Source organism: Paenibacillus sp. 1A_MP2 (assembly GCF_052244825.1).
GTDB lineage: Bacteria > Bacillota > Bacilli > Paenibacillales > Paenibacillaceae > Paenibacillus > Paenibacillus vandeheii.
On sequence record NZ_JBQQCS010000001.1, the window covers coordinates 4,969,291 to 4,987,921 of the forward strand.

Annotated in this window: 12 protein-coding genes, 1 tRNA gene, 4 pseudogenes and 1 riboswitch; of the genes and pseudogenes, 5 read left to right on the top strand and 12 right to left on the bottom strand. The window is 45.7% G+C overall.

The genetic code is table 11. The features are described from left to right. Positions 1–12 precede the first annotated feature (12 nt). Positions 13–2,223 carry a helix-turn-helix domain-containing protein gene (locus ACTWJ7_RS24155; RefSeq protein WP_301879369.1) on the bottom strand — a complete coding sequence of 737 codons (2,211 nt, stop codon included), beginning with the start codon at positions 2,221–2,223 and terminating at the stop codon, positions 13–15. 372 nt (positions 2,224–2,595) lie between these two features. Next, a complete protein-coding gene (locus ACTWJ7_RS24160) occupies positions 2,596–6,534 on the bottom strand; it encodes a X2-like carbohydrate binding domain-containing protein (RefSeq protein WP_301879371.1) in 3,939 nt (1,312 codons plus the stop codon). Between the two features lie 735 nt (positions 6,535–7,269). Between ACTWJ7_RS24160 and ACTWJ7_RS24165 the strand changes: the two genes are divergently transcribed. Continuing rightward, positions 7,270–7,782, top strand: a complete 513-nt coding sequence (locus ACTWJ7_RS24165; RefSeq protein ID WP_079347220.1) for a ferritin family protein — start codon at positions 7,270–7,272, stop codon at positions 7,780–7,782. A 204-nt stretch (positions 7,783–7,986) separates the two neighbouring features. Here ACTWJ7_RS24165 and ACTWJ7_RS24170 read toward each other — a convergent pair. After that, positions 7,987–8,186 (bottom strand): annotated as a pseudogene (locus ACTWJ7_RS24170) (aldo/keto reductase); the annotation flags it as partial. Positions 8,187–8,403: 217 nt separating this feature from the next. Beyond that, a pseudogene (locus ACTWJ7_RS24175) lies at positions 8,404–8,593 on the bottom strand (type I methionyl aminopeptidase); the annotation flags it as partial. Between the two features lie 544 nt (positions 8,594–9,137). On the opposite strand from ACTWJ7_RS24175, the pseudogene ACTWJ7_RS24180 reads away from it, so the two are divergent. Continuing rightward, positions 9,138–9,755, top strand: a pseudogene (locus ACTWJ7_RS24180) (IS30 family transposase); the annotation flags it as partial. A 154-nt stretch (positions 9,756–9,909) separates the two neighbouring features. Here ACTWJ7_RS24180 and ACTWJ7_RS24185 read toward each other — a convergent pair. Both ACTWJ7_RS24185 and ACTWJ7_RS24190 read right to left on the bottom strand, forming a co-directional pair. Next, positions 9,910–10,869 carry an L-threonine 3-dehydrogenase gene (locus ACTWJ7_RS24185; protein WP_024630055.1) on the bottom strand — a complete coding sequence of 320 codons (960 nt, stop codon included), beginning with the start codon at positions 10,867–10,869 and terminating at the stop codon, positions 9,910–9,912. Positions 10,870–10,906: 37 nt separating this feature from the next. Then, the gene (locus ACTWJ7_RS24190) at positions 10,907–12,097 is read right to left on the bottom strand and encodes a glycine C-acetyltransferase (protein ID WP_301879376.1); all 1,191 of its coding nucleotides are present in this window, start codon (positions 12,095–12,097) and stop codon (positions 10,907–10,909) included. Between the two features lie 126 nt (positions 12,098–12,223). On the opposite strand from ACTWJ7_RS24190, the gene ACTWJ7_RS24195 reads away from it, so the two are divergent. Beyond that, on the top strand, positions 12,224–12,523 hold the full coding sequence (locus ACTWJ7_RS24195) for a winged helix-turn-helix transcriptional regulator (protein ID WP_301879377.1): 300 nt from the start codon (positions 12,224–12,226) through the stop codon (positions 12,521–12,523). A gap of 532 nt (positions 12,524–13,055) precedes the next feature. Here the strand turns inward: ACTWJ7_RS24195 and ACTWJ7_RS24200 are convergent. Continuing rightward, a tRNA-Leu gene (locus ACTWJ7_RS24200) sits at positions 13,056–13,139 on the bottom strand. A gap of 306 nt (positions 13,140–13,445) precedes the next feature. Then, a riboswitch (cyclic di-AMP (ydaO/yuaA leader) is annotated at positions 13,446–13,577 on the top strand. A 5-nt stretch (positions 13,578–13,582) separates the two neighbouring features. On the opposite strand from ACTWJ7_RS24200, the gene ACTWJ7_RS24205 reads away from it, so the two are divergent. Continuing rightward, positions 13,583–14,047 (top strand): C40 family peptidase, encoded by a 465-nt coding sequence (locus tag ACTWJ7_RS24205; RefSeq protein WP_079347227.1) that lies wholly within the window; start codon positions 13,583–13,585, stop codon positions 14,045–14,047. Between the two features lie 96 nt (positions 14,048–14,143). Here ACTWJ7_RS24205 and ACTWJ7_RS24210 read toward each other — a convergent pair whose 3' ends face one another. The 4 genes and pseudogenes from ACTWJ7_RS24210 to ACTWJ7_RS24225 all read right to left on the bottom strand — a co-directional run bounded on the left by ACTWJ7_RS24210 (position 14,144) and on the right by ACTWJ7_RS24225 (position 15,941). Next, positions 14,144–14,473, bottom strand: a complete 330-nt coding sequence (locus ACTWJ7_RS24210) for a carboxymuconolactone decarboxylase family protein (RefSeq protein WP_079347229.1) — start codon at positions 14,471–14,473, stop codon at positions 14,144–14,146. A gap of 116 nt (positions 14,474–14,589) precedes the next feature. Further along, positions 14,590–14,807 (bottom strand): annotated as a pseudogene (locus tag ACTWJ7_RS24215) (hypothetical protein). Positions 14,808–14,931: 124 nt separating this feature from the next. Beyond that, positions 14,932–15,261: a hypothetical protein gene (locus tag ACTWJ7_RS24220; protein ID WP_024629266.1), complete on the bottom strand. Its 330-nt coding sequence runs from the start codon at positions 15,259–15,261 to the stop codon at positions 14,932–14,934. 98 nt (positions 15,262–15,359) lie between these two features. Continuing rightward, positions 15,360–15,941: a xanthine phosphoribosyltransferase gene (locus tag ACTWJ7_RS24225; protein ID WP_024629265.1), complete on the bottom strand. Its 582-nt coding sequence runs from the start codon at positions 15,939–15,941 to the stop codon at positions 15,360–15,362. 204 nt (positions 15,942–16,145) lie between these two features. Here ACTWJ7_RS24225 and ACTWJ7_RS24230 point away from each other — a divergent pair, with 204 nt between their 5' ends. Then, entirely contained in the window at positions 16,146–17,204 is a 1,059-nt protein-coding gene (locus ACTWJ7_RS24230) for a YkvI family membrane protein (RefSeq protein WP_079347236.1), read from the top strand. Positions 17,205–17,295: 91 nt separating this feature from the next. On the opposite strand, the gene ACTWJ7_RS24235 is transcribed toward ACTWJ7_RS24230, so the two are convergent. Next, on the bottom strand, positions 17,296–18,426 hold the full coding sequence (locus tag ACTWJ7_RS24235; RefSeq protein WP_079347238.1) for a glycosyltransferase family 4 protein: 1,131 nt from the start codon (positions 18,424–18,426) through the stop codon (positions 17,296–17,298). Positions 18,427–18,631: the final 205 nt, after the last annotated feature.

The following is an 18,631-nucleotide window of genomic DNA, read 5'->3' on the forward strand; positions in this document are numbered from 1 at the left end:
TCCTGAATTTATTTAATCATCAACCGATTGTCTAAATACGCTGGGCGAAATGCCGTTCAATCGCTTGAAGGCCCTTCTAAATGAGTGAGAACTATTGTAACCTACCCGTGACGCAATCTCGTCCACCGTATAATTGCTCTCTTTTAACAAAATTACGGCCTGATCCATTCGGACTTTGATGAGGTGGTCAGAGAAATTGACACCCGTAAACTCTTTGAATAATTGAGAAATGTATTTCTCGGGCCGCTCCACATGCTCTGCAACCCGATATAGAGTCAGCTCTGTATCGGAATACATTTTCGCAGTATATTCCTTGATCTGTTTAATGATTTGAATATGGGCATCCTTCTTTTTGTTCGCAATAACGGAGCACAGTTCTTCCATGATTTCATAAAACTCAGCCTTTATCGTTTCGAGCGGCTCCGAGGAACCAATGTCAATAACCCGTCGTTTCACATTCTCGATGGAGGTGTATTCCGTAAACGCCTTTTGATCCAGCAGCTTGAGAAAAGTCCCCTTCATTTCTCCAACAAGTTGATGCTTCATTTCCATGGACAGTTCACGCTGCTCCATGTTCTGCTCAACTATTGCTTCGACAATCCGTTTGGCCTCTTCAAGTTCTCCTGCACGGATCGTGCCAATCAGTCGCTGCTCCGAATCCAGCGGATAATAATAAGTTGTGTTTTCGGTTTGGGTTTCGTTGTTCCACATCATGCCTTTTTTGTTCATATAGACTGCATATTCCAGCGCTTGATTGGCCTGATCAAAGGAAAGACTGACCTCTGTCAACGCTGTAAATAGATTTCCGAATCCGGACTGGATGGTGATCCTGTATTCATTGAACACATACTGTGCCAGATTCTCCATGGTATGCGTGATATCTTCCTTTTCACGATCCATTTGGGGGTCAGTTTCCTTGGAAAAGAACAGGATGACTACTTTATCCGAGCCCATATCCGTCATCAGGACATCTACGCCCAGTTCAGCCAATGCCTGCTTCAACAGTAGGCGGGAGGCATTCAGTTCATTCAGGATCTCAACGCTGTCCATACTGGCATACCCCTTAATCTGAACAATTCCGGCATACCCCGTGCCTGGATACAAATTAATATCTGCCTGTTCGGCGGCGGAAAGAATCTCATCCCGTGATTTGAATTCGCCGGAGATCAACCGCTTCAGAAAGGCATCTCTGACCAGTGGGAGCTGGCGATTCAATTCGGATTCGAGCAGCTTGTTCTTGGTCAGCATATCCGCAATATTTCCACTCAAAAAATCAAATTCATTTTTGGGAGCCGATTCATCCTTCCCAAACTGCTCTTTCATTACACTTAACAGTCGATTGATTGGCATACTGTTGCGATAGGCTAGCACGAGTCCAACCATCAATCCGATGAGCAGTGTGCCGCCAGTAATCAGTAGCGTCATCCCCTTGATCCTGTTTGCATTTTCCATCAGGACATGACGGGGGATGCCCGCCTGGTATACCCATCCGTTCTTATCGGATCTTGTAGTGATTACGAGATCATCCCCATAGAACTGGCTGACTCTACTTGGGTCAAAATGAGAGTCGGAAGCCATTTTCACCATCTCGGGCTCGGAGCTCCCCTGCAGCGCAATGGTATTGCCCTCCGTATCGCTGATATGAACCCAGCCACCGTATCGGTCATTCAGGCTGGACAACAGATTGAGAATCATCTTCTCGTCAATGATTACAACGGCAACAGCCGGTGAAGAATCATTGAAGCTGTCCAGAGGCAATGACTGCATATATGTGATCACCGAGGTCTGCTTTCCCCTGCTGACATACGAACTGAGCGGTTTAATCTCACTCCGGTGGGTCTTCCCCAACACGTCCTTCATCCATTCTTCCAACGAAAGGTCGTTATAACGGAAATCCGTGTAATAGTGATTCGGTCTGTACGAAGAACCCGGGGTCAAAATTAGATTGTAATTCGCAAGATAAATATAATAATTTTGCAGAAAATCATTGGTCTGTCCAAAGGTCAACACATTCTCCATCGTTCTCCAGATCCCATATACGTTGGTTTCGTTGTCCCTTTCATTCATGAGAACGTTCAATTCCTGATTGACCGCAAGCTGTCGGGTGAAGCCCTCCACTTCCGCCATGCGGCCCTCCAGTATTTCCTGGCTCTTCTGAAGTTGGGTAACACTATTCTCAATGGAAATGGACTGTGTTACGGAGATCGAAGTCAGATAAGACATATAACCGCCAATGCTGGGTATAACCAAAATGATCACGTAGGATATTAAAAATTTACGAAAAACATTGGAATATTTAATGGGTAACCCTCCTCCCCCTCCTTGAGGTATTGGTAGCGTTATCAAAGATAATAACATTTTGCGGCTTAGTCAATTGTTTTATCTCATTTCTCCATCGTGTTTCATTCGGGAATGAATAAAAGGCAACGATAAAAAGTAGATTATCATTGCTTTTTTTAACATTTCCGAAGCTCTTTGGTTTGAGATGATGCGTGACTTCAATAGCCCGTTTTCCGGTACGACAAGCCTGCCCTCCCCTAACTTCTCATCATTCAGAAAAAAGGGGCCATGATGGCCCCCAATCCTTGTTTCACTTCATTTCTTCTTTGCTTCTTCTCCCTCTGTCCGGGGGGTTACAACCTGATCGGCCGATGCTGCTTCAATATCGCCAAGAGCCCAGTGTGTGGAAGGAACATCTTTCCACTGCGGCTGTGAAATGTTCGTGAGCGGTGCTCTGCCTATAGCTCGATTGATGGCAACAACTGCTTCTGCTCTTGTCAGTACGGCATTTGGTCGAAAAGTTCCATCACTATAGCCTTTCAGGATGCCTGCACTTTGTGCTTTCAAAATGGCTTCCTTGGCCCAGTGGCTGCTGATATCAGAGAACCCATTGCCTGGAGTTCCGGCATCCGGACCAAGAAGGGCCACAAGACTGGCCAGCTCCGCGCGAGTTATGGACTGATTTGGCTTAAACGTACCATCTTTGTAACCATTCATCAGCCCCAGTTTACTTACCTTGGCAATGGCGTCAGCTCCCCAATATTCAGACTTAACATCACTGAATGAAATAGCAGGTCCTGTGGCTTCTTTCTCAGATACCATTGCCAGTATGGTTGCCATCTCTGCACGGGTGAGCTTGTTATCCGGCTTAAACAAACCGCCAGGATATCCTTGAATATAGGCCTTATACTGAATATCCTGACCATTGCCAGTACTTGGTCCCGCCTCTGGTGTGCCAGATTCCGGAGTTGGTGATGGCACAGAAGTATCTGAAGGCTTTACGACTGGAGTCGATGGTCCGCCTGGATTGGATGGTGCACCCGGATTGGATGGACCACCTGGATTCGACGGATTTGTTGGTTCACTGTTTCCGGTAGGGACAGTAAATTTCAATTGGTCGGCCAGCATGAGATCACCGGATTTCTTAACCACTTTGAGTGTATGCTGGCCTTTTGTCAGACCCGAAATGCTGTAAATCTCCTGCATCATTTGCCGACTTGGACTATATACGTTCACAGTTTGCTTCAGTTGTCCGTCGACATAAATATCCACTTCTCCCTGCTCGAGTCCAGTAGGTGTAATCAAGCTTATTCCGGTCCCTTTGAAGGTGTATTCGAAGAAATCTCCATTCGCCGTCGTAGAATGTACGTCATTGAGATAATCACCGCCGAAGGAAAAACTGAGATTCAACGTTCCCACGGGCTGAGCATCAAGATATGTTTTGCTCAGTGTAACGCGCTCTCCATTAACGGTGTAATCAGTGCCCCGAATCAATCCATTAGAGCCGTTGGTAATACCCTTGAAGCTTTCCACCTGTTTCAGCAGCGTTACATCAATATCAGCCTGAGCGGAAGCTAATTTGTCAAAGCTCGCATTCACCGGATTAATCATATTCGGAAGCTCAACCTTGAGCATATCAAGTAGCATGAATCTACCCGACTTCTTGACGGCCTTCAGCGTGTGCTGCCCATCCGGAAGGCCCGAGATGCTGTACAGGTTCTGCTGTGCCAATCGTCCGTTGCGATACGCACTGACCGTTTCCTTGAACTGACCGTCCACATAGATATCCATATCTCCCTGTGACTGGTCTACCTCTGTGAACAGCTGGATCCCTGTACCTCGGAAGGTATACTCAAAGGAATCACCATTTGTCTCGGTATATTGTACATCATCCTTATAGTCACCCATGCCTCTCCCGGTGCTGCGGGACCATGAGCCATTGTATTTAATGGCTGGATCGTCATTATTGATCAGTGCATAACGAATGCCCGTTGTATCACTGACTTTAATTACAAGAGTCTGCGGATCACCAGCGCTGAAAGTAACGCTTAAGTCTGTCGTTCCTACAGGCAATTGGGTGAGGTATTCTTTCTTGATGTTCAAATTGTCATCGACCACCTTGTAGTCGTCTTCACTGAGCATTACTCCGTCATTTTCAATGCCAGTTAATGTGTTTCCGTTCAATGACAGTGTAACAGCAATGTCCTTCTGTTGTTCGATTGCCTTGTCAAAGTCGGCAAAAGCCGGACTAATGGTGCTGTTCTGCCCTCCAGTCGCAATTTCCGTTGTTACTCTAATCGCATCCAGCAGCATATATTGGCCCGATCCTTTGACTACCTTCAAAGTATGCAAACCGTTATCCAATCCGGCCGCACTATACAGCACCTGTTGGGCCTCTCGCTCACCACTCGTATTAGCGCTAACCGTTTCAGGCGTTCCATTATCGAGTGTGACTATCATTTCTCCCAGCCCTTGATCTTTCTCCGTCAGCAGGTCAATGCCTGTTCCAGTAAAGGTATATTCAAAAGAATCACCGTCTCTTTCCGTAAAATGTACATCATCTTTGTAATCCCCAAAACCTCTGCCGGTGTTTGGACTCCATGAACCCGTATATTGAATATGGTTGTCATCATCATTAATGTAAACCACATCGGTCACGGCAGCAGCATCCATGGCAGCAGCATCTGCTGCAATTTTATTTTCTGCATTCGCGGCAGGATCAGATCCAGCGTCTAGGTCAGATCCTTGCTGCGTATTTATATTCGCTGGACCAGTGTTCGAGGAATCCGTAATATCGATGCTCAGATCCTGTTTGCCATCGATTTGCTCCTTGCCTCCGTTACGCTTCCAATCCCCACTATAGCGCATGCCCGTATCATCATCATTAACGGCCGATGTGCCGCTCAGTGCGGTTACTTTAAGCATTCGGGAGGCATGGGGTTCCAGCACGCCGCCACTGAATTCCGTATTAAAAGTTCCCAATTCGGAATGACTCCAAAGGTCACGAACTGAAGCTGGACCTTCCAGTCCAAGATCACTCCATTTCACTTTTACTTCGGCACTCCGATTGCCCAGATTGAACAGAGCTACGCTGTACGTACCATCTCCGTTATTGGCATACCAAACCTGCTGCTTGGTATCTATGGATACCGGATGGCCTGGACGTCCGGCCTGATTGACCGCGATAACTTCGTCATTAGTGAGTAATTGAAGTCCATAGCTGTCCAATCGTGTCAAGTCATTTCCGGTATAGAGGGGCGCTGAAGAGATGGACCAGAACGTCATGGCAGTCTGGCGCTCGTCCTTGGTCAGACCATCCATGGAGCCATTCCCGATATTCAGGGAGTCGAAATCATTCCAACCCCCTGGCCCTGCATCACGCCACCAGATGGCCGCTATGGGGAATAAGCGTGAAATACTCGACCATTCAGTCAACCCCTTACTGCTATCGTAGGCTTCAATATCCCAATCGATCCGCCAGCCATTTGCATACTTTTTCCAGACGTCCACGTAGTTGTGGTCAAGCGCCCAGGAAAGCTCAAACCAGATGTTATTTCTATCCAGTGCCTTGGACCATGCCTCCACATCACCGCGTGCATCCCGGCTCAGGTTATTGATGCCTGACCCTGGAGTCACACTGTCGAATTTGACAAAGTTGATGCCCCACTCACCAAGAAGATCCGCGATGGAGTCAATGTACTTCTGTGAGCAAGGGTTCGAAAAATCAATTTTGTAAGTGTATGAATCCCAAGCATCCATTACAACGAGCGGCTTTACCGCAATATCCTGCATACGACATGCTCCGCCCGTACCATAAACCTCAAGATTTTTATTATAAGCAGTGATTGATAACCCCGGAATCAGATAGATTCCGATCTTCTGTCCGTTATTATGGACATAATCAATGACCTCCTGAAATCCGTTCGGATAAAGAACAGAACTCGGGATCGGACGGCCGTATTCATCCTCGTCACCGTTCCAGCCAGCATCAATATTAATGTATTCATATCCATGAGCTTGCAGCTTCTCGCGCATGGCATCCGATTGCTTCTTAATGCTCTCGGCCGATGTCCAGTTACCCGCCCCGTCATATACCTGCATGCTGTAACTGCTCCAGCCCATATACGGCTTCTGGGCCAGACTTTTATCTGCTGCTTGTGCCACATTGCCTGTCGTTCCCATCATTCCGAACTGCACTGCTGCAATCATGAATACCATAAAACACATTGCCATCCTTTTTCCGATTCGTTTCAAATTATCCCTACCCCCTCTGAATTTGGTCGTTCAAATCCTTGTTGATAGCGCTTCCATACGAGAAGAGAATAGTGGATGAGGGATCCCTGGAATAGGTACAATTCGGTATTTTACGTACAATTAACCTGAAAAACAGGGGCAAATCGTCGCAGAACAAACACATTTCCATTACTGGATAAATAAACAAATAAAAAAGGTTCCTAATGGCATTAATGCCACTCTAGGAACCTTTTTCGTGTTACATATGATGCGGTCGAGAGGACTCGAACCTCCACGGGGGTTAGCCCACACGGACCTGAATCGTGCACGCGATTGAGAACCAAGCGGAAAACAAATTAAGGATGAGGAACATAAAACCCGCGAAAATCCTTGTAGGATCAAGGTTTTCGCGGGTTTTTCTGTCTTTTCCAAGCGCCGTAAGTCTGAGACATTCGTGAATACAGATATACGGGTGCTTTGCGGTTCGGCAATGCCGTATGAATTACCTGTATTTTATCGGGCAATTCAACGGTGTAAATATATAATCTCTACAACGCTCTAGTCTTAGAGTTACAACTTAAATCTTTTTTCACCGTTATTTGTGATACGGTTCTCCGCGCTGTCTGTAACGGCAAATTTTTGAAAACAACTCATCTGCCTTTTCAACAAACTCCCCATAACTTAGCATAAGCATAATTCCTGAATGAAGCCCATAAAGTATATAAACATTCGATAGGATATTCGGGGGGAGCCACGTTGAGTTATACAGTACCGGGAGGTCAACCACAGGGAAAACCTATCTTTATCACAAGTAAAATCAGAGAAGCGATGATCGCTGAATTAACTGCACAGTATGATTATACGCAACATATCGCAAATTCCAGCATGGAAGAAGTCAATGCCGTTTGGAGAGCAATCTTGTTGGATGAAAAAAGACATTACGGAATGTTTCTAACTCTGTTGCGCAAATACGACCCCGTACAATATGAAGCTTATGTCTACTTTCAAAACACTCATTTTGCCCGTAAAGATCCAATGCAAATTTATAAACCCGATTATGATAAACAATTGATATTAAATAATGTCAGAGATGATATCAAAGGTGAATTAGAAACAGCTGTACTTTATGATGAATATGCAGCTGAAATTTCTTACCCCGATGTTAAGAATACATTCGCTCAAATCAGCCGTGATGAGAAATACCATGTTGAACATTTAACAAAGCTCTTGATAAGTTTGGATCCTGATCCTTACAACGGTCTGAGATAAATCTGCACTTTATTATAAGGTTTTAGCTACAACGATTTGTAATCCAGAATAACTTGCCGTTACTTGTGGTACGGTTCAGTGTATCACCACAAAAGCGAAAGAACTCTCATGAGACATAGCATGAAGAGTTCTTTTCATAGAATTGACCATATAAGTAATTAGGCTTTGCATGATTAGCAGATGCATGCCTTACTTGCGTCAAATTTATATAAATGGATGTGGAATATACAGTTCTTCTAAACGGGTAATTTCTTCAGAAGTCAATTTAACCGACAACGACGAAACCGCATCTTCCATATGTCTGATCTTCGTCGAACCCATAATCGGCGCGGGACCTCTTCTTTTTGTAGCAACCATGCAAGTGCAATTTGCGCACGCGAAATTCCCATGTTAGCAGCAATTTGTTGGAGAAAAGTATTGCGTCAACTGACCTGCTTATTGTCCGAGTCACTCGGCGTTTCCGAAATTGTTGCGCGGTTCACCTGAGATGAATTGTTCGTACTGGATATGATCGCGTCCAAGTGAGCACCTCATCAGATCTATGGACACGCTGTTCCCGAACCTGCTGTGCCAAATTCGAAAAAAGAAGTCGATCATTTCATTGGTCGACATCTAATTTTTCTATTGCTCGGTCAAAATTTGTGGACCTTCAGCCGTAATGGCGATCGTATGCTCGTATTGGGCGGCGAGCTTATTGTCCATCGTCCGGATCGATTGTCATGAAGTAGGTGCCTCCGGTGATCATGGGCTCAATCGTGAATACCATATCTCGCTTGATAAGGAGACCTTTTCCAGGCTTACCGACATGCATTTAACTTGGTTTCTCGAAAGTAAGAAGCTACCAAAGTTTTAGACAAATTGTGCACTAACTCATATACCTATAAAAAAACACCGATGTCGGTACAGATTCCGTTAGGCACGAAGAACAACCCATGCCAACGGCGCTGTTCGGATCATCATGTTCGCCTCTAGCAAAAGCTACCCCTTCAATATGATAGACCCTCGGTTCTTCCGAAAAATAATTCCTGTATTTGAATACAACTCGAGGTCAGCATTTCCGTCAAATCGCGGACAACTAACATCGTCTATTGCTGGACAGAATCGATTGGCTTTAACCATTAGCTTCTTGATATGCCTTCTTAGCCAAATTTTTCGCAGTTGCTTCTCCATTCCCAGAAGTATACGAAATTATTTGTCATAGGTATTTGGTATCATTTTATGATAAAACAATCCTTATTATCGTATAAACTTTGCTTTTATTCATTGGACTCCACCTCTAAAATTTATGGATTAAGTAATATAAAGGTAGAACATTCATGGAATGATCAGGGGAAACCAATATTCCCCTGATCATGCGACGAAAAGCCTCTGTTCCCGCGGGCCATTGGACGCCAGAACTGGCCCACATGATCGAAGAGAAGTTTCAGGCCACCTGGTCACCCGAACAGATTGTGGGACGGTTGCGTCAGGAAAACAACCGATGGTATGCTTTAAAATGATCTACCGATGGCTGTATGCTGGCTTATTGGTGATCGGAACTCTAGCGGTTCTCCGGCACAAAGGTAAGCATCAGAAGCCCGCAGAAACACGCGGTAAGTTTGCTGTGTGTGGGGAAGCCGATTGCCCAACGTCCGAAAGAAGCACGTTCTCGCGATACATTTGGCCACTGGGAACTGGATACTATGGTCTCAAGCCGAGGGAAAGCAAGGGCTGCGCAGCCGTACGGGGTTGTCGATGGAAATTGCCTTTGGTGTAGCAGCCTTCCATTACCCTGTGAAAGCGTTCTGAACAGCTACCTCAGTGTGGGAAGGAGTTTGCCTGTTATGCCAATCTGGAAGCCACACCTGTTTTACAGGTGTATTTTGCAGCCCCTATTCCTCCTGGCAACAGGCTCAAATGAGAATGCCAATGGTCTTTTGCGAGAATTCTTTCCTAAAGGCACGGATTTCGCTCAAATGACAGACGAAGCTTTATGACGTGTTCTTGATCTGATAAGCCACAGACCACGGAAATGTCTGGGCTGGAGGATGAAAAGAAGCTGCAACAAAAGGTCCGGGTAACGCCAAACCTCTTGATGCAGCTTCTTTTGTATTTCTACTCGCTTTGCACCGCGAATTCATAATAACTTTAAGCCTTGCGAAGCATTTGTCTCTCGCTTAGCTGTGAAAGCATATCCTTCGTCATGGCCTTCAGGTCGTAGCGGGCATGAAATCCCCATTCTGTCTTCGCTGCCGTCGCATCAATGGAATGCGGCCAGCTATCGGCAATCGCCTGTCTCTTCGGATCAACGTCATAATCGAGGATAAAGCCGGGAAACTCATCCCGAATCGCTGCAGCGATTGCCTCCGGATCCACGCTCATTGCGGTGACATTAAATGAATTTCGGTGCATCAACCGGGAAGAATCCGCTTCCATCAATTCAATGATAGCGTTCAGGGCATCCGGCATATACATCATGTCCATGTTTGAGTCCTTGGCGATATAAGATGTATACCGGCCAGCCGTCACGGCTGCGTAATAAATTTCCACCGCGTAATCCGTCGTTCCTCCGCCGGGAGGCGTCATATAAGATATCAAACCCGGGAATCGCAGCCCCCTGGTATCCAGGCCGTATTTGTGAAAATAATAATCACAAAGCAGTTCGCCGGACACTTTATTCACGCCGTACATCGTATTGGGCCTCTGGATCGTATCCTGCGGGGTATTGTCTTTCGGAGTCGAAGGACCAAAAGATCCAATGGAGCTTGGAGTGAAAAATTGGCAGCCGAGCTCCCTGGATACTTCAAGTGCATTCATCAATCCGCCCATATTCAAATTCCAGGCAAGCAGCGGTTTCTCCTCTGCGGTAGCCGACAGCAGCGCAGCCAAATGGATGACGGTATCAACTTCGTACCGCTTGGCGATTTCGAACATCGCCTTATCATTCGTCACGTCCAGCAGCTCGAATGGCCCGGATCGGGTAATTTCGTGGGCTGATGACCTGAGATCCGTAGCAACGACGTGATCCGCACCATAAATTTCACGTAATTTAACAACTAACTCAGAACCGATTTGGCCCAGTGCTCCCGTCACCAAAATCTTGTTCATAAGACATTCCTCCCGAAATATACTCCCACAAATGCAGCTAAATCAGCTTCATTTCCTTGCCAACTTTCTCATAAACGGAGATCACCTTGTCGAGCATCTCCTTGGTATGGGCAGCTGTCGGCATGTTGCGTATTCTTCCGGTTCCTTTCGGAACCGTCGGAAACACGATTGCCTTGGCGTAAACACCTTCTTCATAGAGCCGTTTGCTGAACTGTTGGGTGGTTACTTCATCGCCAATGATACAAGGTGTGATCGGCGTTTCGCTTTGGCCTACATCATATCCAAGTCGGCTCAAGCCGTTTTTCAAATCATTGCCGTTCTCCCACAGCTTCTCGATCAGCTCTTTGTCATTCATCAAAATGTCGACAGAAGCGCTGCAAGAAGCGATTGCAGCCGGAGGTAGCGATGTCGAAAACAGAAACGGACGGCTTCTCAGCTTCAACCATTCGATCAGTTGTTTTTTACCCGCCACATAACCGCCGACAACGCCGATCGCCTTGGAAAGAGTACCAATTTGAAAGTCAATGCGGTCGGACAATCCAAAATGCTTCACGGTTCCCGCACCTGCTCCGAGAACGCCCGAACCGTGGGCATCATCCACATAAGTAATCAGATCGAATTCTTCTGCTATTTTCACGATTTCGGGCAGCTTTGCTATATCACCATCCATGGAGAAAACCCCGTCAGTGATGACCATAATTTTATGGTACTGACCGGATTCCTTGGCATCTTTCGCCTGCTGTCTTAAATCATTCATATCCGAATGCTTAAAGCGAATCACCTTAGCTCTCGACAGGCGGCAGCCATCAATAATCGAAGCATGGTTCAGCTCATCGGATAAAATCGCATCATGCTGGTCCATTACCGCGGATATAGCAGCCATATTGCAGTTAAATCCCGATTGATACACGATAACGGCTTCCGTTTTTTTGAAACGGGCCAGTTTTTCTTCAAGCTCAATATGAAGATCCATCGTACCATTGATTGTTCTCACAGCCCCTGCGCCTGCCCCGTATGTCTGCGACGCCTTAACTGAAGCATCAATCAGGCGGTAATCTGTTGCCAGTCCCAAATAGTTATTGGAAGACAAATTGATTAGGGACTTTCCGTCGATACGAATAACAGGACCATTTGCACCCTGCAGCGTATCGATGACGTTATATAGACCTTTAGTCTTTAGATCTTCGATGTTCGAACTTAAAAATTGGTCCAATGCTTGACTTGACATTCCATTCCCTCCTCGATATACGTATGTCCTCGTACAGGAGACATAGTATTCCTCCAAAAAACCCTGTTATAAAAGGAATTAAACTAATTTCAATGTATCATCTTTTTTATTCTTTGTACACATGTGGTGGACAAAAAAATAAAAATATCCGCAAAAAAACATAGCGATTGCTTCCCCCATTCCCGGAAGCAATCGCTACTAAATCTTTGCTTATATCTCTTGCTGTCATTAACCCTTCAGCTTCGTGAGTTAGAAAAAGACGGTTTAGTCTCTAGAACGATATATCCTGTAGTTCCACCTAAAATAGAGTATCAGCTAACTGATATTGGGCATTCAATGAAGGATATTATTCTTGCGATGTATGATTGGGGGCTTGATTATCAAAAGATGCAAGCAAAGAAAACTCCATTTAGCAAAGAGGTATAGTGATGTGAAATGTCTCCTGACAGTTGTCCGGACGACGCCTATTCCATGGGTAGCCAATCTACGATAATGCTTCAACTTGTAGAAGGGTCATCTTACGAGGAGGTGTTCTAAGGCACGCTCTAGTTCATCTTTATTTCTAACCCGGCCCGTATATCAGGCCGGGTGTCGTTTTTTGTACTTAAACAACTTTATTATCAGAGAACATGTCGGGCTTAGAACTGCTGCTGCGGCTGTTGGAGGAACAGCAGAAAAACAGGCAGCTCTACAAATCGTCCTACTCTGATGACTACAGGGATCAGATTTACGTACACAAGCTGGGCCAGGGGATCAAACCGGGATACATTACGCATTCAGGAATGGCTTGGTCACAGCCATTTTTTCGACTAACGAAACATCTATGCCCACTTGGAATACATATCCAAGATATCATCAGCGCAGGTGATGAGCGGAAGCCTGAATATCCTGACAAATATAAAAAAGGCTCTGATCTGCATAAAAACGCAGAACAGAAACCTATTGATGATGAGTATGATGCGGTCGAGAGGACTCGAACCTCCACGGGGGTTAGCCCACACGGACCTGAACCGTGCGCGTCTGCCAATTCCGCCACGACCGCGTATATCATATCTCCGAGAAATTATATCGCGGCGACAAGAAATAATATATCATGTGCAGGTAATTAGTGTCAACAAAAAAAATATAATTTCCCACTTCAATGTATGTAATATAACCAATACATTGTCCAATTTCTCTCCAGTTGAAACAGTAGTTACTTTTTTGTCATCGATTAGAATCCAACATTCGAGTTTTTTCAACATAAAAAGTCAGAATTCCGTTAACATTGAGGTGCTAAGAAAACATTAAAACAGGTTTGACATTTTCGCATTTATGCAATATAGTTTCAAAAGGTTACAAAAACTTAATTATTCATTTGCCGAGTTTCATGTTTGAAAACGGGGGAACCATTTTGGGTGAATTATTCTTATACATAGGAAATATAGGGAACCTTCTACCGAACCCTTAGCTAACTCCGTAGGCATCGAAGGGAGAACACAAATTTTGAAAAAGCTTATCATCTCCATTTTTGGAGCAGCAGTACTATTTACATCCGGGGCAACAAGCACTGAAGCAAGCAGTATTAACACCGTGGTAAACAACATGACAGGCATACCTTACAAATGGGGTGGCACTACGCTCGCCGGGTTTGATTGCTCGGGATTTATGAGATATATTTTCAACAAATACAGCATTGAATTGCCACGTACTTCGCAGCAGCAAGCCAAGGCTGGCACGCCGGTATCCAAAGCTAATCTGCGTACAGGTGACCTGGTGTTCTTTAATACGATGGGTAATGGCATTTCACATACAGGTGTATATATCGGTGGCGGACAGTTCGCTCACGCTTCAAGCAGCAAGGGTGTAAGCATCACTCAATTATCCAATCCTTACTTCAACGATCGTTACGTAACAGCACGCCGGGTAACAGGACAATATATGTATAACAAAATGTTGGGCAAAATATAAGTTGAACACGAAAAGGCTTCGGTTATAACCGGAGCCTTTTCTTTGTCTGCCCTATTTCTACAGAAAGCTGGACAAAATGATTCTGCAATACATAGGTTAATGTAAAGCCTTCTGTACTCTCATTGCACCCTGAGACAACGCATGGCCTCCGCCTACGGCTCCAGCCACAGCCACCGTCTCCATAATCTCCTGATCGGTCGCTCCTTTGGCACGTGCCTCTTCCACATGGTAGAACGTACATACCTCATTATTGGCAAACAATCCAATGCCCAGGGCAATCAGCTGTTTGGTCTTGGCTTCAATCGCTCCTGCCTGAAAACATTCTCCAGTGAACTCATGATAAGACTTCACCACTGCAGGCAGCACGTCGCTTAATTCACCCATCTGATCTTTATAGGCATGAACCTTATCATTCATCAGTGTCATGGTTACCGCACATCCTCTCGGCTGATATGTTACAAACTCTCACTGTACCTATCTTCTCTCCCGAGAGGTGCAATTATGCCAAAACATCCATGGTAAATGAACCTAAAACGCATGTCCTATTCTTCGAGCAGGCTCTTGCGTGGTTCGCTGAACAACTGGTACTGATAATTCCGGTCAAGCTTGACCACACGACGATTCTGACGGCGAATGAGTACCTGCTCCCGTCCCAGGCTACGACAATGCCTGTCACATCATTGGACTGAATCTCGTCCCGAATCACCCTTACTTTTTCACCCGATAAACGCAGTACATCCAATTCTGCATCACTGATCATATTCCCGACGCCTACTTTCTCCATAAAAATTATTTACAAAAAGAGACCTAAATGAAAAGTCATTTAGGTCTCACGTGACTGTATTGGACTGTCATGTCATTCGAAAGTATGTCCCGACTGAAAGTTACCGCTGCGCGTGCTCTTTGCTGTCGTTCTTCTCAAACCAAAAATCAAGCACTTTGGCGGACATCACACGTTCTTCAAGGTACTCCACTTGATGCGGTGTAAATTGTTCTTTCCAAGAGAAGGACAACTCTTCGCACAAGCCTACAATCGTCAGCAATTCTGACCAGGCAACGTAGCGTTTGTACCAGAAAAATTGAGGATGTTCAATCATATAGGGATAAAGGTCATCGAATTCCGTATGTTTACAATCCAGGGCACGCTCAAAATGTACTTTCGATTCCGCCAGCTTATCAATAAAAAATTGTTCTGTTGCCGGTTGGTTACCCATGGTGTTGCCTCCTCTCCCTAACATAACCCCATTATAAATGAAATCAGCGGTCATGCAAAGGCATTGTTATAAAAATAGGCACGTTTTCCTTTAAAAAGTCATATTTCGTTATCGTCAAATTGCACGGTACCGTCATTCAATGAACGAATGCGCACCAACGCTTCAACCGGGATGCCCTGCTCACGAATTGTACGCGCTCCGGCCTGAAAACATTTTTCGACCACGACACCGAATCCAACCAGTTCCGCACCCGAACGTTCGATAATTTTAATAACACCGCGAGCAGCATCGCCATTGGCAATAATATCGTCAATGAACAAAATACGATCATTCTCATGGATATATTCACGGGATACCATAATATCCGTTACGATTCCTTTGGTAAAAGAAGGCACTCTTTCACAGTAGGCATCGGGGTCAGCCAAAAGTGTTTTTTTGCGACGGGCGAATACCAGCGGAACACCCAGTTCATATGCGGCAGCAAAGGCGACCGGAATTCCCGAAGACTCCACTGTAATGACCCGAGTTACACCACTTTCACGGAAACGAGCGGCAAATTCACGTCCCATTTCCATCGTCAATGCAGGATCAATCTGGTGATTCAGCAGACCATCCAGCTTCAGCACCTGATCTGACATGACTACACCTTCTTGTAAAATCCGTTGTTTCAATACTTCCATAATTTGACCTCCCAAGCCTATCCTATGACGTAAAAGTATCATAGATCCGGCTATCAGTTCAAGCGAAATTGCCTCTACTCTTGTCCAGAGCATATAAATGACCCCATGCCGCACTTCAATTGTCATGACTTTGATGGGTCAAGCATACCTTGTACCATGGCACCCGCATGTCCAAACTATTCAGGGGCCTGAGAGGGGAAACACATGAAACAGGCATTTCGGGTGCTGCAGATCGCATTTACATACATCGGAACGGTAGTAGGAGCCGGCTTTGCAACAGGGCAGGAGATATTGCAGTTTTTTACCCAGTATGGCAAATGGGCCACCATTACCATTGGCTTATCGACCATACTCTTTGTCTGGTTAGGTACAAAAATGATGCTAATTGCCCATGATACCGGCTCTCGCTCTTACGAGGATCTCAACAAGCATCTATTCGGTCATAAAGCAGGAAATTGGATTACCTGGGTGACTCTCCTGATTCTCATTGGAGTAAACAGTGTCATGTTGGCCGGAGCCGGATCGGTCTTTGTAGAGCATCTGGGGCTCCATTACCAGACAGGTCTGATTGTTACCCTTATCGGTACATATCTGCTGCTTGGACGCGGCATTCAGGCCATCCTGCAAATGAACAGTATCGTGGTGCCCATGATGCTCCTGCTTTCCCTCCTTATGATCACCAGCACCATACATCATCCCGGCGCAAACCGATTTATTACCTTAACCACTGACAGCAATCCAATCCAGGTCTGGTTATCGCCTCTGTTGTATACTTCATTCAACCTGGCGCTTGCCCAAGCTGTACTCGTTCCGGTGGGGAATCAGATTCGCAGCCGAAAAGTACTGAAATGGGGCGGCGTTCTGGGCGGGATTGGTGTAGGATTCATGCTTATGGCAGCTCACTTTGCCATGTCAGCCCAGATGCCTGGCATCACGCAATTTGAAATTCCAATGGGCAGCATTGCCTTTCAACTAGGATGGGTAGTCCAGTCAATCTATGTATCCCTGATTTTCATGGAAATCTTCAGTACGTTTGTAGCCGATATTTATGGAATGACCCTCCAACTCAGACAGCATGTCCGAGTACATCCCAAACTGATCATCCTGGCTATCATGCTCTTATGTTATTCGCTCAGCCAGTTTGGATTCAGTTCACTGCTCTCTATCCTTTACCCCATTTTCGGCAGTTTGGCACTGTTTTGGGGTGCAAAATTAGTAATGGATCGATGGGGAAGCTTTCGCGGGCGCAAAAAACATCTATAACAATGAACGATATGGTTGAATACATCTCTTCCCTTAACATAACAAAAGCCGCTGATAAACCAGCGGCTTCTTTCTTTTCCCTCTCCAGAACCTAATTCTGGCTCGGAAATTGCAAATACATTTTTTTCAGTTCATTGACCGATCTGCCCAGAGAGTAATGGGTTTTGGCTTTCTCACATGCCGAGCGAGCCAGCTCATAACGGTACGCCGGGTCAACCATAACCTTCTCCAACGCTTCTGCCAATGCAGACGGATCTTCTGAGGGCACCAGCAAGCCGTTACTTCCGTTCTCGATCTGCTCTGGTATGCCGCCCACATCTGTCCCTACAAGGGCAAGACAGCTAAGCGCTGCTTCAGCGAAAACAGACCCGAATGCCTCGGCCCGTGAAGGAAGTACAAAGATATCAAAAAATGGCATGAATTCCTCAGGATGCAGCGTATAACCATAAAAGATAGTCTCATTATAAATACCCAGCCGCTGGGCCAATTCTTCCAAATCCGGGCGAATCGGTCCGTCCCCAATAATATGAAGCACGTAATCATGTCCCCGGGCTTTCAGCTCGGCACAGGCTTTGAACAGAATATCCAGCCCTTTCGCCGGAACCAGTCGACATACGGTGACCAGTTGTGGTATGGCATTTTCATGGGGGATGGGCTTGAACCTTTTCTCATCAAAACCGTTCGGAATCACACCGATAACATCAGGATACTGCACATAAGGCGCCAGATAACGACGGAAAGAATCCGATACCGTTAATAGTCGCTCTGCCTGATGCTCCAGCTCACCATAGATCGCCAGCAGAAACTGGTGCTCCGGTCCTTCCGGCTCAATACGGCCGTTCAGGATTAGCTCTCGCTCATAACTGGAGTGAATCGTTTGAATGAGGGGAATATCCGGGAAAACCTTCTTCATTGCAAGCCCCGCGATCGGGTGATGGGCATGAATCAGATCGTAAGGCTTCTGAATACGCAGCTTGGTCCACCACAAATAATCCCGGTAGGTTTGCATATATTTTTGAACGACAGGACTATCCTGATACTGGGTCCAATCGAACGTCTCAAACTGGATATCCTCTCTGCCCTTGTTGCGAATTCGCTTAGGCAGCGAGAACAGATCCATCTCCCACCTCGGGGTTGTAAACCTCTCTTGCATATACGGAATCATAGAGGATACACCTCCGGGCTGCTCCGGAGGAAAGAAAAGCGCCTGCAGCAATCTCACCGTTAGTTTCCCCCTTTCTAGCATAAGTCTTCTCCGTGCATCTTCCATCATGATATACCAGAACATATGTTCAGTAAAGCAACAAAATGAGATTTCCGATCACTCGGACATCAACCAGCTGAATAATAGAATTCATTTCAATATCAATTGTACCATGCTGGTTCTGACGCTGACGACATTACGAATATTGTTAGGTTCTAGCGCA